The following is a 24,923-nucleotide window of genomic DNA, read 5'->3' as shown; positions in this document are numbered from 1 at the left end:
GGTTGGGTTTTGTGTGTGAGTCATTGATTTGAACACCAACAACTTACACCAAAACTCCAACCGCCCTCAATTCTCGGTATGAGAAATCCGGGTTAACGGCTTCGATCGTATCGTGCTCAACCGTGCGCTGGCCGAGGACAACTCGGACACCGGTCGTCACCGGAACCGCTCAACCCAAGCGCATGAAATTGGCCACGGTGTGCTCCACGAGAACCTGTTCATCGAGAAGATGATGTTTGATCAGAACCAGGGTCTGCTATTCGGGGAGATGGAGCGCCAGCAGACCCGCAAGGAAGAGCGGATCGTCTGCCGCGAGAGCGACGTGTTCGGTGGCACCTATCAGTCCCCGTGGTATGAGGTGCAGGCGAACCGGTTTATGGCCTCGATCCTCATGCCCAAGCCGCTCTTCTACCAGGTCGTCGAACCACTGCTGCTTGAGTTCGACATGGAGAAGGCCACGCCGCGGACCATGACCCGCTATTTCCTCAAGATCGACGAGGTCTCAACCACCTTCGACGTGAGCAACCAGATGGCCCGGATCGCCGTGGACAACTACCTGAAGAAGGACCGGGCCAAGAGGCGCGAGGAACTCTTCAACTAAGGGGCCCCGGCCCCTTTTTTGCCTAAGTCGTTCCCAAAACCTAGGAACAACTAGGAACACCCCATGAACAAGCTGCAAACGACTTTCAACATGGAAACCAACAATGGAAACCAGAAGAAGGGAGCCCGTGCTCACAACGGCGCGTGGCTCGAAGCGGTGCTGAATCGGATGCGGTTCGGCACGGTCACGTTCCAGGTCCTCGATGGACGGATCATGGACGACCCGAAGCCGAAGCTGCGCCACTCGGGCAAGCCAGGAGGACGGGGTTCGCCTCCCGCCCGTGACCTGAAGGGGCGCTACTGCGGTAGCCGCCCGGATGCGGTCGGGGATTTCCTGGCCGAAGTCGCAACTCTTTCCGGCACCTGGGAGATGACCCTCAAGGTCACCGACCGCGTGCCCATCCATTGGGAGTACGAGGAACTCGAAGCTCCCGCCAATACCAAGCACTAGGAAACTAGTAACAAACCACTAACCGACTGACCGCAGGAAGCGGAGGTCGCTGCCGGATTTCACCCGAGTTGGGTGAATCCACAGCACCTCCGCTTCTTCTTTTGATGGCGGTCGGTCCTCTGGCGCAGAGGCGATTCGGCAGCGGCCCCCTTCCCCGGTCGGGGAAAGGACCCGTTGAACAAATACGAAGGAATCGATGAATTCATCACCACTGTAATCAACAAGGAAATCAGCAAGCTCCTCGGACGCTTCGGCATCACGCCGGACGACGTCCCGGACTTGCAACAGGACCTGCAGGTGCAGGTATGGAAGAAGCTGGCCGGTGAGATAGATCCGGATGCCCCGCACTACCGCGCCGCGGTGCGCCGCACGGTGGACTGCCGCATCAAGGACATTCTCGACCACATCAATGCCGAGAAGCGTCGCACGGACCGTGAGGCCCTGCGACTCGAGGCGCCAGTGGAGGACGACGAGGCAAGCTGCTTCGGCGACCTCCAGGACCTCGAGGAAGCACGCGAGCGTTACGGCGGAGGGCAGCCTGCATGGCACCATCGTCGCCACCGGCGAATTGATGTGATCGAGGCGCTGGCTCGGCTGCCCGGAGAGCTTCGGCACTTGGCCGACACCTTCGAGGAGTTCGGCGGCAACCTCTCGGCGGCAGCCCGTGCACTCGGGATGAGCCGCAAGAAGGCGCGCTGCGACCTTGAGAAGTTGCGCGACTGGCTCGACGGCCTTCTCGAGGGGCCGGACGAGTCGTGACCTCCGCATGGGAGGGGTAGGTGGAACTCCTGCCCTTCCAGATCGACCACGCCCGGCGCATCGGTGACACACTGGTGCGCCGCGGCGTGGCACTCGATTCGAGTGACGCCGGAGTGGGCAAGACCTACGTGGCGTCGGCCACGACGAAACGGCTCGGACTGAAGCTCGCGGTGGTGGCACCGAAGGCGGTGCTCCCGGCATGGGCGCGGGTGGCCGAGGGCTTCGGAGTCGAAGTGGTGGGGGTCCACAACTACGAAGCCGTGCGGCTGGGCAACACCAGTCTCGGTCGCTTCCGTGGCAAGGAATTCATCTGGTCGCTCCCGCCCGGAACCTTGCTCGTTTTCGATGAATGCCAGCGCTGCAAGGGACGCGACACGCAGAACGCACGCCTGTTGATCGCGGCGAAGCGCCAGGGGCTCCGGCTTCTTCTTCTCTCCGCCACTGCCGCCAGCAACCCGCTCGAAATGCGTGCCATTGGCTACGCGCTCGGCTTGCACCGGCTGCAGGACTACTGGCCGTGGGCCCGGGCGCATGGTGTGGCGAAGGGCCGCTTCGGCATGGAATTCGCCGGTGGCCCCGACGACATCGAGCGGATCCACCGGCGGATCTTCCATGAACTTCGGATGGGGGCGCGGATGCGGATCGCAGACATTCCGGACTTCCCGGAGACACAGATCATCGCGGAGCCCGTCGGCACCGGCCGCGAGCGCGAGATCCAGGCGGTCTACGATCAGATGAAGGTCGACCTCAACCGCGCGCTCGCCACCGACGACGAGGAGAAGAAGGAGGAGATCGCCGCCGAACTCGATGCCAGCGCTCCGAACCACCTCACCATCCTGCTGCGCGCCCGCCAGGAGATCGAGGCGCTCAAGGTGCCCACGATCGCGGCCATGGCCAAGGACGCCTTGGACGAGGGAATGTCTGTCGCGGTATTCGTGAACTTCGACGAACCGCTCCACGAACTGGCGAAGCGCTGTGGCACCGACTGCGTGATCCACGGCGGGCAGAACCCGGCCGAGCGCGAGGAAGCGATCCGCCGGTTCCAGGCCAACGAGGTCAATGTGATCGTCTGCAACATCCGCGCTGGGGGCGTGGGCGTGAGCCTGCACGACCCGACCGGGGTGAAGCCGCGCCTGGCGCTCATCAGCCCGACCTTCTCGGCGCAGGACCTCCGGCAGGCGCTGGGCCGAGTCCACCGCGCCGGCGGAGCCCATTCGATCCAGCGGATCCTCTTTGCCGCGGGCACCGTGGAAGAACGCGCCTGCGCTGCGGTGGAAGCGAAGCTCGCGCGCATCGACACGCTCAACGACGGGGATTTGTCGGGGCCGGTTTTCGGAAACGCGCCGCAAGGGAGGGGTATGGACGAAACGCCCCACGCGAAGCACAGCCCGAGTGCCCTTGCCTACAAGGAGATCTGCCCGGGCTTTCAATCGAACAACGAGTCGGGCCCTGCGGCCGAGGAAGGCACCCGCCTGCACGCAGCCCTCGAAACCGGCAAGATCGACGGACTCGACGACGAGCAACTGCAGGTGGTCGAGATGTGCCGCGACTACATCGAATCCCTCGAGGATCAAGCCCGCGGCGAAGGGGAACAGAATCTCGACACCTGGCGCGAGAGGAAGCTTTCCATTTGCGAGGGGCTCACCTTCGGAACCGTCGACTACGTCCTCTTCAACCACCGTCTCGGCCGGGGCGACGTGGTGGACTTCAAGTTTGGTCGGCGCGCGGTTCCCGATGCCGAGGTGAACGCGCAGGTGCAGGCCTACGTGCTTGGAGTGTTCGAGGCCAACGAGCACATCCAGACGATCACCGCTCACGTGTTGCTGCCCCGCCGCGACGAGATCTCGACGGCCACCTACGCCCGCTCCGACATGGAGAAGCTGCGGCTGCGGATCTCGACCATCATCGCCCGCTGCGAAGCAGAGGAACCCGAACTCCGGCCCACCGAGAACTGCCTGTGGTGCGGACGCCAGGCCACCTGCCCGGCGCTCCACCGCCACGCGCTGACCATCGCCGCCGGCTACCAAGACGAACTTCAAATTCCCGAGGAATTCCACCCCGGCCAGATCACCGACCCGAGCGTGATGGCACGGGCGCTGGCCGCAGCCCGCGTGCTCGAAAAGTGGTGCGACTCGGTGAAGCACCACGCGGTGCAGCTTCGCCTCGGCGGCCAGGAGATCCCCGGCCACGAGCTGCGCAGTCGCTCAGGGGTGCGCAAGATCACCGATGCCGTGGCCGCGTGGGCGGCGGTGCAGGACCGCATGAGCCCCGACCAGTTCGCGGGCTGCTGCGACGTTTCGATTTCCAAGTTGGAGAAGACTTTTGCCGAGGGCGCGCCGCGTGGCGCGAAGACCAAGGCGAAACAGGAGCTCGGCGAGGCTCTGGCTGACCGCGGCATCGTCCAGGTCGGTAAGGAATCGTTCTACCTCGCCAAAACCAAACACTAACCATGATTACGTCATTCAAGCGTAACGCAGAGCAGGTCGCCGAATCGCAGGCGGCGAAACCCGAGGATTCGAACCCACCGTCACCGACCGAGGGCACGGATTCGCCCGGCACCAGCCTGGCGATCCCGAGCCAGCCGGTGGAGGGCGAGTTCAACTCCGAGGACTTCATCATCCCGAAGCTCCACCTGGTTCAGGCGGTGGGCCCCTTGAGCGAGAAGTTCACGCCGGGGCAGATCGTCTACAACAAGGAAGAGGTGATCAGCGACGGGACCGAGCCGGTGAACCTGACGGTGCTGCGTATCCGCAAGCGCTACCAGGAGAACCTGCCGTGGGGCGGGGACGAGCTTCCGCGCGTGTTCGACACGCTTGAGGAAGTCCGTGCCGCCGGCGGCTGGATTGACTGGCGCGACAACGAGCGCCCGCCGTTCAGCCCGATCCTCCACGCGCTGGTGCTGATCCGCTCTCCCTTCGAGGAGAACCCGCTCTTTCCCTACGAGTTCGAGGGCAAGGCCTACGGCCTGGCGCTCTGGACGCTGCGGGGGGTGAGCTTCACCCGTGCCGGCAAATCGATCATCACCGCGAGCCAGTTCGCCCTGAAGGACGGGCTGCACCTGGGGTCGTGGTCGCTCACGTCCAAGCGGGACAAGGTCGGCATGAACTTCATCCACGTGCCCGTGCTGCGCCACGAGGCCCGCAATGGAGAGGAGTTCTGCAGCTTCGCCTTGGGGCTTTTGGGGTAGGTGTGCCGGCTCATGGATGGCCGCGGGGGGCGTAGATCCACCCCTGCGGCTATCCTTTGGAGCTTGTGTTCCGGATACGAGTTGCCCGCGTCTGAAGCTCAGAGATCAAGACATCGTTCGACCCTTGTCGAGAAGCAGTAAGGCTACCAAGGCTATGGGGCCACCAATCGCTAGCCAATCCGCTACTTCAGAAACAGACTGGCTCTTGAGTAGTTCAGTCTGTGCTCCGGCAACTGCAGCAATGACGCTCAATATGGCGATTCGGTAGCCCTTGCTGAATACAAGAACGACCGGAAGAGAGGTGCATAAGAAGATGATGCTGCCAGCTACTCGCAAGAGCATTTCGGCGTGGTCCTGGCTGAGATTAAGGTTGGGAAACCTCGTCGTGAACATCGTCGATATAACATCATCGGTGCCCCACATGGCGAGCGCCAAGAGCAACCCCATGCCCATGATTACACATCTAAAGACAAGTATCTCCGAACGTAGTCCCTTCTGGGTCAGCAGTGCTGAATCGAGCCCGCTCTGGAGGGCTGCAAACGCCTTTTCGCTCTTTGACTTCTCAGATTCCAAGGCAAGCCTCCTGTTTCTCTCGCTCTCTGAGATTCTCTGTTGCCGAAGAGCTTCGTCCCGCAGGGCGCGCTGCTTCTCCTCAACGCTTGAGGCGAGAAACTTCTTTAGCTCAAGGGCTACTTTTGGGGTGCTTGCTTCTCTGTAAGGCTCCCCGTCAAGGACCTTTCCTTTCACGTAATCGAAGGCCAGGACCAATTGATCGGGTGGTGTTGCAAGCACGTCCTCGTGCATTTCGCTAATCAGGCGAAGTTCCTGCAAATCGAAAAGATTGTCGCTGGTGGTGTAAGCGTGAATGCTGCTGTCTAGAGCTGACGTAAACATTCCGACAAGTGCATCTTCTGCGCTTGTTTCGAGGAAGGGTGATATCGCCTGTAGGAAGCCAATAAGGGGAAAGCAGAAGGGTAACTGTCCCTTGTCTAGTGCAACTGCTGCGCACTGCAACGTTGCGTCCTTTGTTAGAAACCATGCTTTTGATCCTCGAAGGCGTTCCTCTCGGACTGCGTGGTAGTGGCACGCGTCGTGCCTTTGTACTGATTCGCTCTTGCCCCAGCCTCGCCTTTCAATCGCCGACTCGTCAATGATCCGGCACTCATTCGCGACATTGACGCCTTCTAGGATGTCATCAACGTCTCTGTCGTCGAATACAATCCCTAGCTTCTCAAGATCGCCTTGCGATAGTGCAAATGAATCGAGGTATTCCGACGGGGTTAGGTCGGGATTCTCCCGCCTCTCGAAGAAGTAGCCTTCAAGAAGGTCGTCGCGAGTTCGCTCGGCAAGTTCATGAGGGAGCTTCTCGACGACCGCGGATAGTTCGTCCTTACGATCAATGGTTACCTTGCGGAGTTCGTTAAGGGTAGCGCGCGTAACACGTAGTTCAATTCCTAGGCCCCTTGAGATTCTCACCAGTTCTTCGAGAGAGCTGGTTGACTCACTGGGAATAATGCTGGCGAGCAGGACATTCGTATCGATGTATAGGATCGCTCCTCGGAACGCTTCATCGGCGATTGGGTTGAAGTCCGAATTCTCGAGGCCGAGAAGTTGGGCGACGTAGTAACCTTGCGTAAGTCTGAACTTGAGGCGCTCGTCGTTGATGTCTGTGCTTCGGAGGAATCCCAAGCATCGGGCTTCCAAGGACTCCAGGGCTCCGGCGGACAGCTTGTAGTTACTTGCGACGGATGCGAAGATCCGTCGAGCATCGATTTGCTCAATAAGCTCCGCGCTCGATATTTCCCCGGTGACGAGTCGTGCGATTTGCTGGCCGGCGGATGCAAACGCTCGGGATACGAAGGCCCTGCAGACGGACTCAGCTGTATTTGGATCGCAGGTGGACGAAACATTCGCGAGCATGCTTTTGAGGACAGGAGCGAAAAGCTCTGCCGCAGTGGTTGCAGCTAGGCCCACGACTTCTTGGCCGTTGGCAGACAGATAATAAGCATGGCGCTTCTTCAACTCGGTCTGGCAGACCTTGTTTTGAGTCTGAAGGCGTGCTAGTACGTCTTGAATGATTTCAGTGCGCAGGACTCCAGAATTGTCGTCGACGCGAAGATTCGCTTGGATGCCTCCAATTCGGAGTGGTTCGTCTTCCGATGTTCCGTAGAGTGCAATCAGTATTAGCTGATCTAGCACGCGATCACGGAGTGAACCGGTTTCGGGTGCGTAGCGGAGTAATGCAGCGAAGATTCCCTGTCTTCGCGATTCGACGGTCAACAAAGATTCGTTGTTTGGGAACAGCGTCTTTTGCATTTCTTGAGATTTCGAGATCGGGGCGCGACTAGCGTCTCGCTGTTGGGTAGAGATTGGAAGTCTTTTGATAGTGCGAGACAGAGCCTCCGCCGGGGCAGCGTCTTCGTGGTCGCGGGGCCTGTGCTGCGGGCAATTGAGGATTCGTGCAGTCGGTTTATGGTGAGGGCTTTCTGAACTGAAGTTCCCGGGGCCAATTTCGCCGCCGGTCCCGCAAGGGAGGCAGTATGGACCACCGTACTTGCCAGCCTGGCACCGATGAACGTGGTCGGCTTCACGCCGGCCAGGAGAAGCTCTGTGACTACAATGCCGCCCGGATTGCGGCGGACGCTGCCGATCTCGTCCGATTCGTGAGGGAGTCGGACTGGCGGGCCCTGGCCCGCTCCTGCTTCTGGCTGGCCCGCCAGGCGGAGGTGCAGGTCGAGGCTGAACGAGCGCTCGCGCTCCTTGATGGAAAGGAGGAGGGCGATGGCCGTCGCGGTTGATTTCGAGACCTTCTACGCCCGCGACTACTCGGTCGCCGATGCCGGGATCTGGCACTACGTCACCGAAGCCCGGTTTGACGCCTACTTGGTGGCAATCGCGGGTGAGGGCATCGAGTTCGTCGGGCACCCGCGTGATTTCGACTGGGGCCGGCTCGATGGCCGGGTGCTGGTGAGCCACAACAGCTCGTTCGACGGGATGGTCTACGCCCGGCTGGTCGAGCAGGGGGTCATCGAACGCGGAGCGAAGTTTTCCGAGTGGCCCTGCACCGCGAACCTGGCCGCCTTCTCCGGGGGTCAGCGGGCGCTCTCGAAGGCCGCCAATGGCCTGCTGGACCTGAACCTGTCGAAGGACATGCGCGGCTGGATGAAGGGCCGCACGTGGGAGGATGCGGTGTAGGCCGGTCGTGCCGAGGAACTCCGGCAGTATGCGCTGCGGGACGCCCAGGCCTGCCTTGCCCTATGGGAGCGGTATTCCGGGGATTGGCCAGAGTACGAGCGTGCGCTCGCCCGCCAGACCATGCTCATCGGCTGGCGTGGGGTGGCCGTTGACCGCGAGAGAGTGGATGAAGGAATCGCGCACCTGCAGCGTGTGAAATTCGATGCGGAAGCTCAGATTCCTTGGGCTGACGGGGACGCACCCACTCTCTCTCCGAAGGCATTGGGCGAGGCGTGTCGCATTGCGGGGATCAAGCCTCCGCCTTCGCTCGCCGAGGACGATCCCGGCTGCGAGGCGTGGGAGCGGCAGTATGGTGAATCCTACCCGTGGGTGGGTGCCATGCGCGACTGGCGCAAGGCGAACGCGCTCCTGGAGAAGCTCAAGGTGATGCGGGCGAGGACTCGCCCCACCGACGGGTGCATGGGCTACGGTCTGAAATACTTCGGCGGTCACACCGGTCGCTGGAGTGGAGACGCCGGCTGGAACATTCACAACCTTCCCCGCGGCGAGATGTTCGGCGTGGACCTGCGCGGGTGCGTCATTCCCCGGCCCGGTCACCGGCTCGTCGCCTGCGATCTTTCTCAGATCGAGCCACGGGTGATGGCGTGGTTGTGCGGGGACCATGCGTTCCTCGACCAGCTCGCTCACGGCACCCCGCTCTACGAGGCCCACGCTCGCCGGACGATGGGCTGGGATGGAGGTGATCTCAAAACCGAGGACCCGGACCGCTATGCCCTGGCGAAGGCCCGCGTGCTCGGGCTCGGCTACGGCTGCGGCCCGGCGAAGTTCGGAGCGATCGCCAAGACCATGTGCGGCATCGACCTGAGCGAGCGTGAGGCGCAGGCCACCGTCGCCGCGTTCCGCTCCTCGAACCGAGGCATCGTGGCCCTGTGGAATCGGCTGCAGACGGATTGCCGGCGTGCGGCCCGGGACGGCACCTTCGAGATCGAACTGCCGAGCGGTCGTCGCCTCGCCTACTACAACGTGCGCTCCACCGGCGGCTGGACGTTCCAGACCGAGCGCGGCGGGCGCGTGCAGCGGTTCTACGGAGGCCGGCTCGCCGAGAACCTGGTCCAGGCGACCGCCCGCGACGTGTTCGCCGAGGGGCTGCTCCGGATCGAGCGCGCCGGCATCCCGATCGCCTTCCACTGTCACGACGAGGTGGTCTGCGAGGTGCCGGCTGACACCGCGGCGGAGGCTGCGACCGAGATCGCGAGATTGATGACCACGCCGCCCGAGTGGATGCCCGACATCCCGCTGGCGGCCTCCACTCAAACCCTCTCCCGCTACGCCAAATGACCTCCAATCTGTTCTGCCTGCCGAATCTCTCGTCCTCCAACGTGATCGAGGACACTCCGTGGACCTACCTCAACGGCTCCACGCCGAAGGGGGTGACCAAGGAGGAATTCCAGCGTTGGTGCGCGAAGCCCACCACCGAGAGCCTGTTCTTCTCGGGCTTCGAAGGCACGCACGCTGCCATGCGAGTCAGCGAGGCCAACCCGCCGGTGTTCATGCACGCCGTGGTCGCCGACTACGACAGCCCGGTGGCGCCTGACGAACGGCTCGCATTCCTGCGCCGGGCTTCGAAGGACTATCCGCCGAACTACATCTCGACCACGTTCTCCGGACAGGTGCGGCTCGTCTGGGTGTTCGCGGACCGGGTGCCGGTCTACGGGTGGAAGGTGACAGAAGCGTTCCTTCGCAAGCTCGCTAGCGAGTTGAAGCTGAGGAAAATCTTCCCTGGCCTCGACGAGCAGGCGTTCTTCTCGACCAGCCAGTATTACCACTGCGGCAGCGACTGGCAGCAATTGCACGAGGCGCCGCTGCCCACCTCGCTGCTCCACTCGTGGCTCCTGGCCGCTTCCAAGAAGGGCGACTGGTCGCGCTACGGTGACATGATCCCGCTTACGCGGGTGGCCGAGGCGGTGGAGAAGCGCTTTCCCGGCCGCTGGAGTGGTCCCTTCGACGAAGGGGCGCGCGGCGCACGGTTCTGGGACGACGGAGCTGACAACCCGACGGCGGCCATCGTGCGGCGCACCGGCATGCAGTGCTTCACCGGTCCGAAACCGTTCGTCACGTGGGGGGAGATCCTCGGGCGCAAGTTCGTCGAGCAGTTCCGCGCCGACACCATCGGCTCGGCCATCGACGGGATCTGGTTCGACGGGCGCGACTACTGGCGTCGAGTGGACGGCGTGTGGAGGCTCTACAAGCGGCCGGATATCGCCTGCCACCTGCGGGTGGCACATGGCATCACCGACGAGCGGCCCCAGGGCGCAACGTTCTCGCAGATGGATCAGGTGCTCAACCAGATCCAGTCGGTGAAGGTGGTCGATGGTGCGGCTCCCTTCATCTACCGCCGCGAGGCCATGGTGAAGTTCGGGGCGAAGCGTTACCTCAACATCGCGCGGCATGATCTGCTGAAGCCCGCGGAGGATCCGCAGCCATGGGGTGCAAGCTTCCCCTACATCGCGGCCCTCCTGGACGGCTACTTCGATCCGCCCGAGCAGCTCGACTACTTCCTCTCGTGGCTTGCCTACGCCTACCAGCACGCCCGTGCCGGTCGTCCTCGCAACGGACAGGCGATCTTCATCGCTGGCGACGTGAACCTCGGCAAGACGCTCGTCTCCAACGTGCTCGTCGGAGACCTACTGGGCGGCCACATGGACGCCAGCGACTACCTGCTCGGGGAGAGTCGCTTCAACAAGGAGCTCTTCGAGGTGGGGCTGTGGACGGTGGACGACACCGTGCCCTCATCGGACCCGCGGAAGCAGCAGCTCTACTCGGCGATGCTGAAGAAGATCCCGGCGAACTACTCGTTCCGCTACCACCCGAAGTTCCGCGACGAGATCATGCTGCCGTGGGCCGGGCGGGTGATCATCACCTGCAACGCTGATCCGGAATCGATCCGCATTCTCCCCGACGTGGAGATGAGCCTCCTGGACAAGGTGATGCTCTTCCAGGTGGCGAACGTGGAGCGCGACTTCGTGGATGCCGCCAAGCGGATCCGTGCCGAGTTGCCCGCCTTCGCCCGCTTTCTCGCGGACTACCGGATCCCGGAACACTGCGTCGGGGATGCTCGCTTCGGGGTGAAGTGCTACCACCACCCGGAACTCGTTGAAGCGGCTCAGCAGTCGAGCCGCACCGGCGTGTTCATCGAGATCCTCGAGATGTTCTGCCGCTCGTTGTTCGGGAACTCCGACATCGAGGAGTGGGTCGGCTCATCGAGCCAATTGCTCTCCGAAATGCTGAACGACGAGACCACGAAGCACGTCGCGGAAAAGTACACGCCGGAGCAGCTGGGACGGCTCCTGGGCAAGCTGGAGGCGCAGGGATACCCGGGCGTGAAGCGCATGCCCCGGCAGAACCGGGTGCGCCTGTGGCGCATCACGCGCGACGTGGAGGTTGATCCTGAAAACTGCCCATTCTGATCATGAACCGTTCACTTCCAGGATCCCGCCGGCGGCAGCTACTGTCACCTGTCACCACTACTGTCACCGTCGCAAACTGCTGGTGTGGAGCGCGTTGCGAGGAATCGGTGACAGGTGACGGTTTGCGGAAGCGATTTCTCCTTATCGGGGGGTATCACCGTAGCATTTTCAACACCCCGCGCACACGTAACACGTATGTATGTACTGTCACTAGTGTCACTACTGTCACCACCCCTGCAAAATCAAGGGCTACAGCGGTGACAGTAGGGGTGACAGTAGCGCCTCCCCTCGACTTACTGTCACCACCCTTCGCCCAACCCCGCCGGAAAGGAGGTCGCCATGGCTGCTGACGCCTACGCCGCCGGCCAGTCGGATCGCGACCGGCGCTACCGCGAGGCCTGGGACAGCCCGGAGGCCAAGGCATGGCTCGACGGCCTTGACCCCGCCGAGCGTGCCCGCCTCGAAGCAGACGGACTGCTGGCGCCCATGCTCGCCCACGACGGCTCGTCCAACGGCACCGGCTACAAGGACGACGTGGCGGGTTCCCCGGCGGCCAGTGAGGAAGCTCCCGCGGCGCCGTCCAACGAATCGCTCGACGACATCCTCGCCGACTACCCGCACATCATGGAGTCGATCGAGGAGCGAGCCCGGGCGATGGCTGGCGGAGCGCACGGCGCTGAGCTCCTCCGCAAGCTCGCCATCCTGTTCATCGACCAGGAGAAGCGCGGGCTGCACGCTGACTGCCTGTCGTTCGTGTCAGGCCTGGCGCTGCGCATGGGCGAGAGCGGCACCAGCCTCGCCAAGCGCCACGGCATCACCCGCCAGGCCTTCCACAAGCGCTGCAACGAGCTGCTTGATGAACTCGGACTGCCGCCGTCCCGCGCCATGAAGAGCAAGAAATCCCGGACCAAGTTCCGCACCTCGAACCGCCGGTGGGCCGTTTAGTCGTATCGTTAACGATACGACTAGAACCGAAATTGACACCGCCTCCGGGCCATGACCGACACGATGCTCACCACCGCCGAGAACGCCGTCCAGATCCCCGGAGTGCGCGCCACGCGCATTGGATTGGAGATCGATGACTCGCTCACGCCGGAGGCAGCATCCACCGTCTTCGCCTGCCTGGAGCACATCACCGGCTGCTCGAACTGGCTGTGGGGTGACGCGCTCGCCTTCGCTCAGCGTCACTGGGGAAACCGCTACGTCGCGTCGAAATACAAGGCGGCATCCGAAGCCACGGCCCTCGCCATCCCGACGCTCAAAGCCGCCAAGTTCACCGCGGAGCATATCCCGATCGCTCGCCGCCGCCGCGAACTCACCTTCACCCACCACTGCGAGATTGCCTTCGCCTTCCCGGACGAGGCTGAGCAGGACCGCTGGCTCGACCGGGCGATCGAGGAGGGGATGACCGCTATCGAACTGCGCAAGGCGATCCGGATCTCGAAGCAGGAGATCTTCGAGGAGCCGAACAAGGAGGCCGGCAAGTACAAGCCGGTAGAGGCGCTGATGACGCTGGTCGACTGGTTCCGCAAGCAGGACCCGGCACAGTGGCCTGACGAGCAGCGCGATGCGTGGCGCGAGGACCTCGAGCCCGTCGTCGAGTTCTTCCAACGACTCTAACCACCATGAGCAAGTTCGAGATTACCAGAGACATCTTCGCCGCCATCGGCTTCGCCGCCATCGGCTTCGCCGCGACCTACATCTTCGTCAGCCTGGTCATCGGCAAGCTCCTCTACCTGCTGTTCGCCGCCTGACGGTCGCCATCGCCTAACTTTCGGGGTCCCTGATCGAATCTATCGAACGGGCTTCCCCGCACCGGCGTCCAAAACGCGAGAAACCCGCCATTTCCCACTTCCCACTATTTGCGGGGCGTGGCGCGGGTCGGAAAGAGGCTGCAGGAGGTTGAGCTGCCTCCGCGCCAAGATCTCCACAACCCTTTGATTGCCAGTGGAATAAATCTGATCGGAGTTGCGAGATTCACCTTCATATCTGGGCGGAAACGAGGGATCACACGGACGCAATGAAAGCGGGAAGCCTACCCACCAAGAGGCCCGACAACGATCCGGTCGGGGCATTCATCCGGAATATCAACGAGGCGCGCGACCTGGTCGCCATGATCCAGGCCCACCTCGACGAGCACATGGGCGTCGATCCCGACGCGGTCCACTGGGGCCACGTTGGCGACGCCGGCCGCACGGTCGTGTCGCTCAAGGAGATCGCCGTCGCCTGCAACCTGATCCCGGAGGAATAGGACCATGAAGAAAGCAGACACCACCGCCACCCGGATCGCCCGCGAGGTCCTCGGTCTGGACACCCTCGAAACCCGCCACTCCGACGGCCTCGACTTCCACGACCTGGCGGTCTGGCAGATCCGCGAGGCGCTCGTGGCGGCATACGAGGCCGGCCACCGCTCCGCTACTCCGATTCTCCCCAAACCCAACAACCGCAAAACGAAATGAGCACAAAACAGACAGCGAAGAAGAAGCCCGCGGCCAAGAAGGCTGCGAAACAGACGAAACCGAAGCCGGCGACCAAGAAGCCTCGCCACGTGAAGATCCTCGACCATTCCGCCTGCGCGGTGGCCCGGGCGCTCGGCAAGGCGGGTGTGAAGACCGCCGAGGCCGACGCCATCATGCGCGCCAACGGGGTGGAGATGAGCAAGGCGAGCCTATCGGTGCAGCTCGGATTCGGGCGCAACAAGGACACCTGGGAGAAGCGCGGCGAGCCCGCCCCGCTGACCGCCGCCCAGATCAAGGAGTTGCGGCAGACCGCGAAGCAATAGACCCGCAGCCATGAGAATCTACCGCAACCACTACTCCACTGAAGGCGGCAACTCGGCTGGATTCTCGTTCCACCCGAGCAAGCGAGACGCGGTCCGTGCGGCACGTGAGCATCTTCGCAAACTGGCCGAGCAGGCGGAGCCGTTGCACGAGACCGCCCGCTTGTTCGAGGTGCCGACCACCAAGGCGGCACTTATTCACTGGCTCAATCTCTACGCCGAGCACCCGGACAATGGGTGATAGGCTGTTTCCTGGTCTTGCCTCTAGTCGACGGAATGGGAGAATCGGCCCATGGCCAGTGCGAGCAGGCTGATAGGAGATTATCTGGCAGAGCGGGACGCAGATGCCCGATACGCATCGTTTGACTACTGCTACGGCTACTTCCGTTCGCTGAGCGGGAATACCTCCGCACTCAAGGTACCCCAAGAAGCTCAGAGTGCGTGCATGCAGCTTATGTGCTATCTGGCCAGCTGGGGGATGTTCCGCGGATCGAGCCGCCTGCTCCGGGAGAAAAGCATGCGACACTTCCTGCCATTCGTGCGGGAGATAGGTTCGGGTCAGTTCGACGAGCTTTGGGAGATCGATTGCGACGACTACTCGGACGAGAATATCCGGACGTTGATCGGTGCCTATGAAGAGATTCGGCGTCTGGTGGTGGTCGGAAGCCAGCAACCAATGATCCTTGTTACCAAAGTGATGCTTGGCGCTTTTGGTTGCTGCCCGGCATTCGACACCCAAGCGACCAACACCCTGAGAACCCGTTACCCGAAGAAATCGGGTGCAGGGGGGTCGGGGTTCCGCCGCTTCAATCGTGATGCGCTGAAGCTGGTCGCCAAGTGCTACGACGAGAACCGTGCCGTGGTTGATGGATTCGCGGCATCAACGAAGGTGCTCGGTTTCAGTTCGGGTAAGTCGACAAGGAGGCGTTATACCAAAGCCAAGGTGCTCGATATGCTGCTCTTTCGTGCGAACGGGTCACCGTTCACCCCTTGAGGACATCTCGGCTCCTTGTTCCACTTCCGCCGCTTCGCGCCCCACTATCTTGAGCATGGTGGCGGCCGCGGTCTGCATGGCCTCACAGTCAAGGTAGTGGTTCGGCCGGGATCCGATCTGCTTCCAGATCCAGTTGCCGCGTTCCTTCACCCGCTGCTCGCCTTCCATCTGGGCGAGGTAGTCCTCGTCGATGTCGTCGGGGATTTCCCAGGTCGGGCCGGCTCCCGGATCCTGGTTGCGGCGGAGACGGGCGAGCGTGTCCTTGATGTTGAGGTTCGACCAGTAGTGGACGACGCAGCTCTGACGGTGGGTCAGGACCACCTTGCGGCGTGGCGAGTAGAACCGCTGGATCCGTTGGCCGCCGCGGCTCTTATGGGGGAACACGAGGCGCCGGTCACCAATCAAGGCGACCCAGCCCCTCTTCGCACATTCGCGGTAGACGTCGTAGGTCGCGTAGCCGGCATCGACGAATGTCAGCGACGGGTGGATCCCGAATCGTTCCTGGACTTCCTCGACGTCGGTGAAGGTCAGAACCCGCTCGTTCCAAACGAGGCACGAGGACCCGTCTGCCGACCACGAGCGCACCACCAGGAACATGTGGTCGAGCTGGCAGTCCACCGTCAGGAACCGTAGCGGGATGAGCCCCTTGCGTTCCGGCAGCGGGGCGGCCAGCACGGCACCGGTGCGCGGGGTGATCGCGCCTTCCTCCTCCCACGTCTCGCCGCGCTTGTATCCGGACTTGGTGATCTCGAGCTTGTAATCCTCGACGTATTCCCGCCACGGAAGCCCGAGCCGCTTCTGGTAGAACTGCTGGAGCAAACTCACGTCCCCCTTCCGCGCCGCCGCCTTCGCCCGGAGGTAGAGTTCCGCGAGTTGGCCCCAGCCCATCGCGCACAGGGCGTTCCAGTGGAACCCGACGTTCTGAGCGGCGGCCTTCGGGTTCATCCGGACGAAGCGCCCCGTCGCATTCAGTTCCCGGCGCGCCCGGTCGCTGTCCTCGTAGTGGTGACCGCATTCCTCGCAGCGCAGCGCCGCCGTCCGGCGCACCTCCTCGAAGTCCCACTCGCCGAACTCATCCTTCGCGCTCTTGCTCCACTCGACGCATTCCCACTTGAACGGCTGGCGGTGGCCGCATTCCAAGCACTCGAACGTCCACTCGCGCTGGTCGGTGGTGAGGAACTTGCGGTGGAAGTCATCGTCCTCCTCGCCGCCCTGGCTCATCCAGATGCACTTGCCCAGCCACCCGAACGCGGTGACTCGGGCCTCGGCCTCCGCCATGTGGCCCGGCGGGTAGTTCCAGCATTCATCAGCAAAAATCCAGCGGATCGACCGGCGCTGCAGGTTCGTCTTGTTGTGGGCTCCGACTACCCACAGCGGCATCCCGTTGGCGAAGTGGATCGTGCGGTTCCGCTTGTGGTGCGGGTTGGCCGGGTAGAGGGCGCGCACCGCAGGGCACTCGTCGAAGAGCTTCTGCAACCGGGCCTCGCTCTGGTCCTTGGCGTCCTCGTCGGTCTCGTTGAGCCAGAGGGTGGGCCCCGGCAGGTTGGCGATCACGTGGCAGAGGCAGAGTTCGGCGGCGATCGTCTTGGACGACTGGACAGACGCCAGCACGCACACCTGCCGCACCGCGGGATCGACCATCGCCTCCATCACGTCGCGGATCCATGGTGAGTTCTCACTACGGAACCGGCCCGGCACGGGCGAGTAGGGGATCGCGTTGATGTGACGCTCGGCCCATTCCCACGGCGGGGCCTTGTCCGGCGGTCGCCATGCTTCCCGCCAGATCGCTTCCAGTCGCTCCGCTCCGTTCATGCCCCGGAGCACAGGTCAACGATGCGGCCGACCACCGCGGGCGTGAGCTGCCGGTCGACCAACCGCAGCACCCGCCAGCCGGCGAGCGCGGCCTCGAGGTACTTTTCGGCATCCGCCGTGAATCCACGCGGCGTGGTGTGGCGGCCCCGCACCCAGATTCCTCCCTCGATCTCGATCAGGGTGCGGCTCGGCAGGTGGGCGAAGTCGGCCCGCCATTTGCGGGTCGGATGGAACCGGAACTCGCGTTCCAGCGGCGGTCCGTCGAGGGAGCGCCAGAGCATGGCGAACCGCGCCTCCAGCGGGGAGCGTGTCCGTCGCCGCACCCGCTTCCTCACTTCGGCCCCTCCTTCCCCTGGTGGAGGAGAGCGAATGCTTCGGTGACTGCGGACTCCAGTTCGCGACGGATTCCGTGGGCGTCCTTGCCGGAAAGCACCGGCGGCATCTCGTTGAGGAGCCGGGTTTCCAGCAGTGCCCGGGCACGACCGACCAACCGGGTCCACGTTTCCCGCACCTCGCTGACCAGCACGTAGTCGCCCTTCTTGATGGCGACCTTGAGCTCCCGCTCCTCGACCTCGGCCAGGAGTTTCCGGGCCTTGAGCGCCTCCTCGTTGCCATGGACGGAATGGCCGCCCTTCAGCCCGCGGACGCGCACGAACTCGCGCCACTCGGCCACAGGGTGCGCGCCTGCAGCCGTTGAGGCCGGGGCCCCGGGGAGTTTGCGCCAGGCGGTGATGGTGCGCCGTGTGACGCCCAACAGGGCCGCGAGTTCGACCACGGTTTTGGCGTAGGCCGTGGAATCCGTGCTGCCCGCGGCTCGCGCCTGCACTCGGGCGCGCTCGGCGACCGTCAGGGTTTTGCCGGACTGGACCTTTTTCAGGATATTGGAGAAATCAAGATCGAGGACCTTCTCGGCCACTTCCGGTTCGATATCCACGGGCATGCAGCCTCGTTCCTCGTGTCAAAGGTGCCGTTGACACCTGAGGCGCGGCATGGAGACCGCTGAATCCGCCCCGCCCGCCGATCAAAAACCGAAGGCCAAGGCGCTCGCCGGCGGAGTGGAGGTGTGGTGCTCACACGAGCGGTTGGTGCCGGTCGATGAGTTGAAACCGAACCCGCGTAATCCGAATACCCACAGTGACGGGCAGATTGATCTCCTGGCGAAGAACATCCGCTACTTCGGCTGGCGGCACCCTATCACGGTTTCTTCCCGCTCAGGCTTTATCGTCGCCGGCCACGGGCGGTTGATGGCGGCGAAGAAACTCGGCCTGGAACTGGTGCCGGTGGATTTCCAGAGCTTTGCCAACGACGACGAGGAACTCGCGGTGCTGGTCAGCGACAACCGCCTGGCCGAACTCGCCGAAACCGACGAGGACGAGCTGAAGGCACTCATCAAGGAACTCGACGGGCAGATCGATCTCGACCTCACCGGCTTCGACGCCATTTCGATCGACGAGTTGTTCCCTCCCGAGACGAAGGACGAGGACAACACGGTGCCGGCGCCTCCCCCCAACCCCCTCACACGTCCGGGTGATCTCTATCTGCTTAGGGACCATCGCCTGCTCTGCGGGGATTCCACCAGTGCCGAGGATGTGACCCGCCTCATGGACGGGCAGCGTGCGGTCCTGTTTGCCACCGACCCGCCCTACCTGGTTGGCTACGATGGCACGAACCACCCCGGCACCAGCCGCACCAAGAACACCGACTGGTCCGAGACCTACGGCGCGACCTGGGACGACGCCGACCTTGAGCGCAACAACGACCTCTACGAGCGCTTCATCCGTATCGCCATCGAGCACGCCATCCTGCCCGACGCGGCCTGGTATTGCTGGCACGCCAGCCGCCGGCAGATGATGGTCGAACAAGCCTGGGAGAAGAACGGCGCCTTCGTCCACCAGCAGATCATCTGGCATAAGCCGAACCGCCCCATCCTCACGCGCTCGTGGTATCTCTGGGCGCACGAACCGTGCTTCTTTGGCTGGATCAAGAGCCAGAAGCCGCCGCGGGCCGACAGCGAGCACCTGCGCAGCGTCTGGAACATCGACGGGATCAATAACGACGAGCGGCCCGACCACCCGACGCCGAAGCCGCTGGAGTGCTTCGCGATTCCGATGCGCCAGCACACCCGGAAGGGAGAACTCTGCTACGAGCCGCTCACCGGGTCGGGCAGCCAGCTGGTTGCCGCCGAGCAGCTCGGCCGCCGCGTCTTCGGCATGGAGATCTCGCCCACCTACTGCGACGTGATCGTCAAACGGTGGCTCAACCTCGGGGAGGGCCGCACGGCACGGCGGATTCGCGACGGGGTGGAGGAGGACGTGACCTCCGAATTCACCGAGCCTGTTGACACCGGGGAGGAGGCACCATGAAGAAAGTTCCCTTCCTTCGCCTCCTGACGGCAGTCGGTTCCGCTCTATCGGCCGTGGCCCTCCTGGACCTCACCGGCGTGGCGAACGTGCTGAGCCCGGGGCTGTCGAATTACCTGCTCGCAGCCGGCCCGATCGCTCTCGCGCTGAAGGAACTGGTCGTGGGTGTCGGTGACATCCTCGATGACGGGAAGGCGAACCGTTCGTTCAAACTTCCGCTTCTCCTGCTCGCTTTCGCTCTGCTGGCGACCCCGTTCCTGTCGTCCTGCACACTGGACACCCGGACCGGCACCGCCACCCTCGAGGCCGACGCCGAAACTGTGCGTGCGATCAACGAATTGGTGCGCACCGTGCGCGCCGACAAGTAGGTGCGATGAGCTTGGCACTCTGGAAGGAGATTCAGGCCTTCGTCGGTGTAACCGCCGATGGAATTCCCGGCCCGATTACCGCAGGGGCAGTCGCTGCAAAACTTGGTCTCACTCGTCCGACCCCTTCCTTTGACGCCCGCTCGGAGAAGAACATCGCCACGCTGGTTCCACGGGCGCAGTCGAAGGCTCGCGAATGGCTGGCCAGGTGCCGGGCCGAGGGGATTGCTGTGAAGGTGATCTGCGGCACTCGCTCCAATGCTGAACAGGCGGCACTCTACGCCAAGGGTCGCTCCGCACCCGGGCCGAAGGTGACCAACGCGAAGCCCGGCTATTCCTGGCACAATTTCGGAGTGGCCTGGGATTTTGTGGTCTTTGATCCGGCCGGGCAGCCGCTTTGGGACAGCCCGCTGATGGACCGATGCGGAAAGGTCGGCGAGGACCTCGGCCTGGAATGGGGCGGACGCTGGAAGGGCTTCAAGGACAAGCCACACCTGCAGTTGAAGCTGGGTATTTCCTTAGCTGAGGCGCGCAGCAAATGGATGCCCACCTCTCGCCCGCACGAGGACTGAAGTGTAGATCCGCATTTTCTGGTCTTGGGACTTAAGGTCGACAGGATCTGTTTCAATGGAATAACGTTTCGTAGCGTTACGACGAAACTTGACCTCCAGTTGGGTGCCCCACACCAAGCCCTGCGCAGCCAGGGCGGCGTGCACGAAGCCATTCATCAAAATAGTGTTGCAGCCTGCCAAATGAGCCCAGAAGAACCCGTTCCCGCCCCGGGATTCCCAGACCTGATGCTTCTTCAGTTTGGGATCCGCCGAGAATTGCCCCCAGACGGGCTTACGCCTTCACCAATTCCGTTGAGCGCCATCTATGGCGTTGGAAAAAAGACTTCAGAAAAACTGCAAAGTTGTGGACTTGATTCAGCTGGTCAGTTGGCAGCCCTCAAGAGCCAGGAGATTCAGTATATTTCCCATCAAACGGGTCTTTCCGAAGTTCGATTAACCCAATTTGTGGAAGCCGCTAATGACTTATTCATCATGCTCTCTCGGGAGAGGCTCTTGGACGAAATGCTCGAAGAGGGTTTTGAATCAACTCCAGATGCCTCCTCCAATCGATCCCTTATTACCCCCGATGTGCTATTCGCGGTAGACAAGCTAATATCAGGTGAACACGAGCCAAATGTTAACAACTTTCACAGTCTGTGCTCGTTGGCTGAGGCCGTGGTCTTCTTTGAAGAAATTGAAACTCCTTACACACCCAGCGAGGCCCAGGCCTTTGAGCAGGGAGATGTTGCTGCAACATTCAAAGAACTCCTTGAAGGACCAGAACTTACAAGCCTCTCAAGTTCATGGGGCAAGGCACCTGTTACCGATATTCTGGAGGGTCAATCGGTAATCAAAGCGGGATCCCAACTTTCTGATGCTAGTAAAGACGTCGGCCTTTTGTCCATTGGCCCATTCTTTTTTGAGGGTCGGAATCCTATCGGGCCAGCTATCGTGGACGAAGAGCAAATCAGGAAGTTGTGGAGCTATTCAATATCAAGCGATCTTCCTCTTATGGAGCTTGTCGGATCCAAGCTAATGCTCCGCCATGATAGTGATCACAGAAGTTCGCATTACCTCGTTCACACAATGGTCTATCCGGCAAGGCTGCTCGCTACCTGCGCGGAGAAACAAGGTATTAGTTTCTGCTGTGATCTCGCACACCTGCCACTTCTTGTGAGATCAAAGCAACCGCCAAGACGTGTCCATGACATGTTCAAGCACTTGGACAACCGATACCAGTCCTTGGCAATCCGGCTCTATGAGAGTAAGCGCCTTGTTCGAATGGCTATTCCTATGCTGACGGCAATTCTATTGCAGAAGAGCAAGAGCAGAGAGCAAATACCACTCCAGCTACTTAAGCTAAGGGAAGAGTTCTCCGATATTCGAGCAGCCGTCACAGACTACGAAGATAAATTAAAGCTGTGCGAAACCCTTGGTGATTTCCAGGATCTTGACTCGGACTTGCAAGCAGCCATGTCGGCGGTTCTTCGTCATACAATGAAACGAAGATCTCGCATCGTGAGGCGGATCTTCGATGTGGTTAAGAGTGCCTCCATTTCCGGAATAGTGAGCGAGTTCCTTGAGAGAATGCTGACCCGGGATGAAGATAGAATCGCAATTGGGCGATTCCAAAGCTTTTTGAACATTTGGCAAACAGCGAAGCAGATCCCCGACTATGATCGTCTTTTGGAGAAAACATTTGGAGTCGGTCTATCACAGAACGAGTGGCGCATATACATGGACATAGCTAACGGGCTTCAAAAAGTGAGTAATGACAGAGGATTTGTGATCGAAGATTCCTGATTTTCCCGGCCCGGCTTTGTAAGTTCGATTGAGACGCGGCATGGCAACTTGCTCAGTATTGACAACCAATAATCTGCGCGTGGACCCCTCAGCTTTCGACTAATCGTTTAGGCAGCGGCGGCCTTGCTGAGCAGGTTCTGAGTCTCCGTGTTGTTGTTGACACCCGCCGCCGGACATGGCCCGCGGCCTCTTCACAACCGGATTCACCGTCGCCGAGATCCTCGCCATCCAGCAGCGAGCCAAAGACCTGCTGCTGGAGGGCAAGACGATCATGAACTGGAACGACGCCGAGACGTCGGTCGGAAAGCAGTTCTCGATGCCGGTAGCAGACGTCCTTGAGGAATGCGTCCACGGGCTGCGGGTGCTTGACCCGGAAACCTACGGCCGCGTCCGCATCGCCGGGGCGTCCTTTATCGAGGGCCACCTGCCGAAATGACCCTGCGTTCCATCGCTGCGCAGTTGCTGCCGCCCATCTTGGTCCCGAAGGCCTGGTCCTCGCCCTTCGAGGCGGCGAACTGGTCGTCGCGCCGGGGCAGCGTGCCGGGTGCCTCGCCCACCGACGCACGCCAGGAGCTCACCTCTTCGGTGCGCACCGAATTGGTCCGCAAGTCCCGCTACCTGCACAAGAACTCGGGTTTCGTGCGCGAACTGGTCGCCAACATGGCGATCTACTCGACCGGCGACGGGATCCGGATCCAAGCGCAGTCCGGGGATGCCGGCTGGAACCGCGCCGCCGAGGAGTATTTTTCCTTCTGGTCCGCCCGCTGCGAGGTGACGCGGCGGTTTTCCTTCGAGGAATGCCAGGCACTGGTCTGCCGCGGCATCGACATCGATGGCGAGTATTTCGTTCACAAGACGCGGGACACCGAGGGCGAACCGCGCCTGCAACTCATTGAATCCCACCGGATCGGCGACGAGTTTGGCTCGAAGGATACCATCGACGGCGTGGGACTGGACGGCTGGGGCGCCCCGGTGTTCTACCGGGTGCTGGAGGACAACGGAAAGGGGCGTGACCTGCCGGCCCCCTCGGTGCTGCACCTGTTCGAGCCGGAATGGGCCGGGGGCGTGCGCTCCCACCCGACGATCCAGCACTCGATCAACCACGTGCTCGACGAGATGGAACTCCTGGCTCTGGAGAAGCACGCGGTGAAGGACAACTGCGACGTCGCCCGGGTGCTCAAGACCGGTCGCGGCGAGATCGACGACAACGGGGATTTCGTAGTTGGAGGAACCGGTGGGGCGGGTGAGGGCAGTGACCCGGTCAGCCTACAGCGGATCATCGGTGGCAAGCTGGTGGCCCTCAAACCCGAGGAATCACTCGACAGCTTCCAACCGAATCGCCCGTCGCCCACCTTCACCGGATTCCTGGAACACCTGCGCCGCGACTCGGCCCTTGGGGTGATTCCGTTCGAGTTCGCGGCGGATTCCGGCAAGATCGGTGGCGCGGGCGTGCGGTTGATCGTGGCAAAGGCGGACCGGCGATTCTCGTTCCGCCAGATGATCCTCGAACGCCGCCTGCTCCGCCCGGTGTGGGCGTTCGTGATCGGGGATGCAATCGACCGCGGGTTGATCGATCCCGTGGCCGGTTGGTGGAAGATCAGCAGCACCCCACCCAAGCGGGTGGTTGTAGATTCTGGACGGGAGGCCCAGCAGAACCGGGCGGACGTCGAAATGGGCCTTAAAACCCTGAGCGACCACTACGGCGAGTTGGGGGCCGACTTCGGCGAGGAGGTCGAGCGCCGCGCGGCCGATGCGCGCCTGATTCTGGAAACCGCGGAGAAGTTTGATGTGCCGGTGGAGATGCTTTGGAAGCCAGGAGGTCGATCTGTGACACAATGAGTCCGCATCGCAACCGTTATCTCCAGGGGCCGGGAGAGGGAGGCTCTGAGGGAACCCCTATTTCAGTAACTCAGGGTCTACCCAAACGGCCCAAGCTTCACCGATCCACCCATGACTCTTTACCTGTAAAGTTATCTCAAATACGCCCCGGATATCGATTTTGAATTTCTCAGTTCTTCTACTGCGGGTAAGCGGATCAGATTCCCAAAGCACCTTGTCGCCATCAAGAATACGAAAAGTCATCGCCGAATGAGGCCTTGTTCTGTCGACGATGGCCGCCACTCCTCTAAACTCTTCAAATGATCCATTCAATCGATATGTAACAGAAGAAAACTGATCCTTCGCCGGGTGAGTAAAGAGAGAGTGGTCAGGAACCTTTCCGTTCACAGTGATGTCACGATCATCGAAGTTTTTCCCGTGCTTTCCCAACTTGTTGAGCACCTTCACCTTTGACTCTCGCATGTCGTCAAGATAAACAGAACTGGAATATGCGGGCTGAAAATCGAGGTAGACCTGGGCAATCCTGTTGGCAATTTCAAGATTTCCCTTTCTGGTGTAGGCGACTTGCTGGGCTTTTAGTTGTTCAACAAAGATCTTATCAATTCCAGCGATTGCATCGGCACGCTGATCTATTAGCCGTTGAGCATCTCGTGGCACCGGATTTTCATTATACTTCTCGGCATCATTATTTCGGATTTCTTGAGTGTGGCAGATATAGTCATCATTGCGGCTGCGTATTAACTCCCGATGATAGAATTGAA

At 61.8% G+C, this 24,923-nt stretch carries 28 protein-coding genes; 23 read left to right on the top strand and 5 right to left on the bottom strand.

What is annotated here, in order from left to right; all coding sequences use genetic code 11:
- Nucleotides 1–112: 112 nt before the first annotated feature.
- The 5 genes from ACG2LG_RS20955 to ACG2LG_RS20935 all read left to right on the top strand — a co-directional run bounded on the left by ACG2LG_RS20955 (nt 113) and on the right by ACG2LG_RS20935 (nt 4,997).
- Complete coding sequence (locus ACG2LG_RS20955) at nt 113–601, top strand: ImmA/IrrE family metallo-endopeptidase (RefSeq protein WP_396262351.1); 489 nt, start codon at nt 113–115, stop codon at nt 599–601.
- A 63-nt stretch (nt 602–664) separates the two neighbouring features.
- Entirely contained in the window at nt 665–1,051 is a 387-nt protein-coding gene (locus tag ACG2LG_RS20950; protein WP_396262350.1) for a hypothetical protein, read from the top strand.
- 174 nt (nt 1,052–1,225) lie between these two features.
- Nucleotides 1,226–1,810 (top strand): helix-turn-helix domain-containing protein, encoded by a 585-nt coding sequence (locus ACG2LG_RS20945; protein ID WP_396262348.1) that lies wholly within the window; start codon nt 1,226–1,228, stop codon nt 1,808–1,810.
- A gap of 20 nt (nt 1,811–1,830) precedes the next feature.
- Complete coding sequence (locus ACG2LG_RS20940; protein ID WP_396262347.1) at nt 1,831–4,257, top strand: DUF2800 domain-containing protein; 2,427 nt, start codon at nt 1,831–1,833, stop codon at nt 4,255–4,257.
- A 2-nt stretch (nt 4,258–4,259) separates the two neighbouring features.
- Nucleotides 4,260–4,997, top strand: a complete 738-nt coding sequence (locus ACG2LG_RS20935) for a hypothetical protein (protein WP_396262345.1) — start codon at nt 4,260–4,262, stop codon at nt 4,995–4,997.
- 105 nt (nt 4,998–5,102) lie between these two features.
- Here the strand turns inward: ACG2LG_RS20935 and ACG2LG_RS20930 are convergent, their stop codons facing one another.
- Entirely contained in the window at nt 5,103–7,313 is a 2,211-nt protein-coding gene (locus ACG2LG_RS20930; protein WP_396262344.1) for a hypothetical protein, read from the bottom strand.
- Between the two features lie 224 nt (nt 7,314–7,537).
- Between ACG2LG_RS20930 and ACG2LG_RS20925 the strand changes: the two genes are divergently transcribed.
- The 12 genes from ACG2LG_RS20925 to ACG2LG_RS20870 all read left to right on the top strand — a co-directional run bounded on the left by ACG2LG_RS20925 (nt 7,538) and on the right by ACG2LG_RS20870 (nt 15,432).
- Entirely contained in the window at nt 7,538–7,795 is a 258-nt protein-coding gene (locus tag ACG2LG_RS20925) for a hypothetical protein (protein WP_396262342.1), read from the top strand.
- Nucleotides 7,779–8,192, top strand: a complete 414-nt coding sequence (locus tag ACG2LG_RS20920; RefSeq protein WP_396262340.1) for a hypothetical protein — start codon at nt 7,779–7,781, stop codon at nt 8,190–8,192. Before ACG2LG_RS20925 ends, ACG2LG_RS20920 begins: the two co-directional genes overlap by 17 nt.
- Nucleotides 8,193–8,453: 261 nt before the next feature.
- Nucleotides 8,454–9,530 carry a DNA polymerase gene (locus ACG2LG_RS20915; protein ID WP_396262338.1) on the top strand — a complete coding sequence of 359 codons (1,077 nt, stop codon included), beginning with the start codon at nt 8,454–8,456 and terminating at the stop codon, nt 9,528–9,530.
- Nucleotides 9,527–11,659: a primase-helicase family protein gene (locus ACG2LG_RS20910; RefSeq protein WP_396262337.1), complete on the top strand. Its 2,133-nt coding sequence runs from the start codon at nt 9,527–9,529 to the stop codon at nt 11,657–11,659. The genes ACG2LG_RS20915 and ACG2LG_RS20910 overlap by 4 nt, the downstream gene beginning before the upstream one ends.
- Nucleotides 11,660–11,998: 339 nt before the next feature.
- On the top strand, nt 11,999–12,604 hold the full coding sequence (locus tag ACG2LG_RS20905; RefSeq protein ID WP_396262335.1) for a hypothetical protein: 606 nt from the start codon (nt 11,999–12,001) through the stop codon (nt 12,602–12,604).
- A 51-nt stretch (nt 12,605–12,655) separates the two neighbouring features.
- Complete coding sequence (locus tag ACG2LG_RS20900) at nt 12,656–13,279, top strand: hypothetical protein (protein ID WP_396262333.1); 624 nt, start codon at nt 12,656–12,658, stop codon at nt 13,277–13,279.
- 5 nt (nt 13,280–13,284) lie between these two features.
- Nucleotides 13,285–13,413, top strand: a complete 129-nt coding sequence (locus ACG2LG_RS20895) for a hypothetical protein (RefSeq protein WP_396262331.1) — start codon at nt 13,285–13,287, stop codon at nt 13,411–13,413.
- Nucleotides 13,414–13,679: 266 nt separating this feature from the next.
- Nucleotides 13,680–13,910, top strand: a complete 231-nt coding sequence (locus ACG2LG_RS20890; protein WP_396262330.1) for a hypothetical protein — start codon at nt 13,680–13,682, stop codon at nt 13,908–13,910.
- A gap of 4 nt (nt 13,911–13,914) precedes the next feature.
- Nucleotides 13,915–14,118 (top strand): DUF6900 domain-containing protein, encoded by a 204-nt coding sequence (locus ACG2LG_RS20885; protein WP_396262329.1) that lies wholly within the window; start codon nt 13,915–13,917, stop codon nt 14,116–14,118.
- Complete coding sequence (locus tag ACG2LG_RS20880) at nt 14,115–14,441, top strand: hypothetical protein (protein ID WP_396262328.1); 327 nt, start codon at nt 14,115–14,117, stop codon at nt 14,439–14,441. The genes ACG2LG_RS20885 and ACG2LG_RS20880 overlap by 4 nt, the downstream gene beginning before the upstream one ends.
- 10 nt (nt 14,442–14,451) lie before the next feature.
- Nucleotides 14,452–14,679 (top strand): hypothetical protein, encoded by a 228-nt coding sequence (locus ACG2LG_RS20875; protein WP_396262326.1) that lies wholly within the window; start codon nt 14,452–14,454, stop codon nt 14,677–14,679.
- A 51-nt stretch (nt 14,680–14,730) separates the two neighbouring features.
- Nucleotides 14,731–15,432 (top strand): hypothetical protein, encoded by a 702-nt coding sequence (locus tag ACG2LG_RS20870; RefSeq protein ID WP_396262325.1) that lies wholly within the window; start codon nt 14,731–14,733, stop codon nt 15,430–15,432.
- Here ACG2LG_RS20870 and ACG2LG_RS20865 read toward each other — a convergent pair.
- Genes ACG2LG_RS20865 through ACG2LG_RS20855 form a run of 3 tightly spaced genes read right to left on the bottom strand, consistent with a single transcriptional unit; the run spans nt 15,415 to nt 18,184 of the window.
- On the bottom strand, nt 15,415–17,244 hold the full coding sequence (locus tag ACG2LG_RS20865; protein WP_396262323.1) for a terminase gpA endonuclease subunit: 1,830 nt from the start codon (nt 17,242–17,244) through the stop codon (nt 15,415–15,417). The two genes, ACG2LG_RS20870 and ACG2LG_RS20865, sit on opposite strands and share 18 nt — an antisense overlap.
- On the bottom strand, nt 17,241–17,525 hold the full coding sequence (locus tag ACG2LG_RS20860; protein ID WP_396262322.1) for a hypothetical protein: 285 nt from the start codon (nt 17,523–17,525) through the stop codon (nt 17,241–17,243). Before ACG2LG_RS20860 ends, ACG2LG_RS20865 begins: the two co-directional genes overlap by 4 nt.
- Nucleotides 17,526–17,575: 50 nt before the next feature.
- Entirely contained in the window at nt 17,576–18,184 is a 609-nt protein-coding gene (locus tag ACG2LG_RS20855; RefSeq protein ID WP_396262320.1) for a hypothetical protein, read from the bottom strand.
- A gap of 49 nt (nt 18,185–18,233) precedes the next feature.
- Here ACG2LG_RS20855 and ACG2LG_RS20850 point away from each other — a divergent pair, with 49 nt between their 5' ends.
- From ACG2LG_RS20850 to ACG2LG_RS20825, 6 genes are all read left to right on the top strand, one after another.
- Complete coding sequence (locus ACG2LG_RS20850; RefSeq protein WP_396262318.1) at nt 18,234–19,607, top strand: site-specific DNA-methyltransferase; 1,374 nt, start codon at nt 18,234–18,236, stop codon at nt 19,605–19,607.
- On the top strand, nt 19,604–19,972 hold the full coding sequence (locus ACG2LG_RS20845; RefSeq protein ID WP_396262317.1) for a hypothetical protein: 369 nt from the start codon (nt 19,604–19,606) through the stop codon (nt 19,970–19,972). Before ACG2LG_RS20850 ends, ACG2LG_RS20845 begins: the two co-directional genes overlap by 4 nt.
- Before the next feature lie 5 nt (nt 19,973–19,977).
- Nucleotides 19,978–20,541: a M15 family metallopeptidase gene (locus ACG2LG_RS20840; protein WP_396262315.1), complete on the top strand. Its 564-nt coding sequence runs from the start codon at nt 19,978–19,980 to the stop codon at nt 20,539–20,541.
- 138 nt (nt 20,542–20,679) lie between these two features.
- Nucleotides 20,680–22,323 (top strand): hypothetical protein, encoded by a 1,644-nt coding sequence (locus tag ACG2LG_RS20835; RefSeq protein WP_396262313.1) that lies wholly within the window; start codon nt 20,680–20,682, stop codon nt 22,321–22,323.
- Between the two features lie 175 nt (nt 22,324–22,498).
- Nucleotides 22,499–22,759 carry a hypothetical protein gene (locus ACG2LG_RS20830; RefSeq protein WP_396262311.1) on the top strand — a complete coding sequence of 87 codons (261 nt, stop codon included), beginning with the start codon at nt 22,499–22,501 and terminating at the stop codon, nt 22,757–22,759.
- Complete coding sequence (locus ACG2LG_RS20825) at nt 22,756–24,162, top strand: phage portal protein (RefSeq protein ID WP_396262309.1); 1,407 nt, start codon at nt 22,756–22,758, stop codon at nt 24,160–24,162. The genes ACG2LG_RS20830 and ACG2LG_RS20825 overlap by 4 nt, the downstream gene beginning before the upstream one ends.
- Before the next feature lie 57 nt (nt 24,163–24,219).
- Here the strand turns inward: ACG2LG_RS20825 and ACG2LG_RS20820 are convergent.
- A partial coding sequence (locus ACG2LG_RS20820; RefSeq protein ID WP_396262308.1) for an NPCBM/NEW2 domain-containing protein occupies nt 24,220–24,923 on the bottom strand: 704 nt, incomplete at its 5' end.

Source organism: Haloferula sp. A504 (assembly GCF_044385805.1).
In the GTDB taxonomy this organism is placed as follows: Bacteria; Verrucomicrobiota; Verrucomicrobiia; order Verrucomicrobiales; family Akkermansiaceae; genus Haloferula.
The sequence above is the reverse complement of the archived record's forward strand: the minus strand, read 5'-3'. Positions and strand labels throughout refer to the sequence as shown.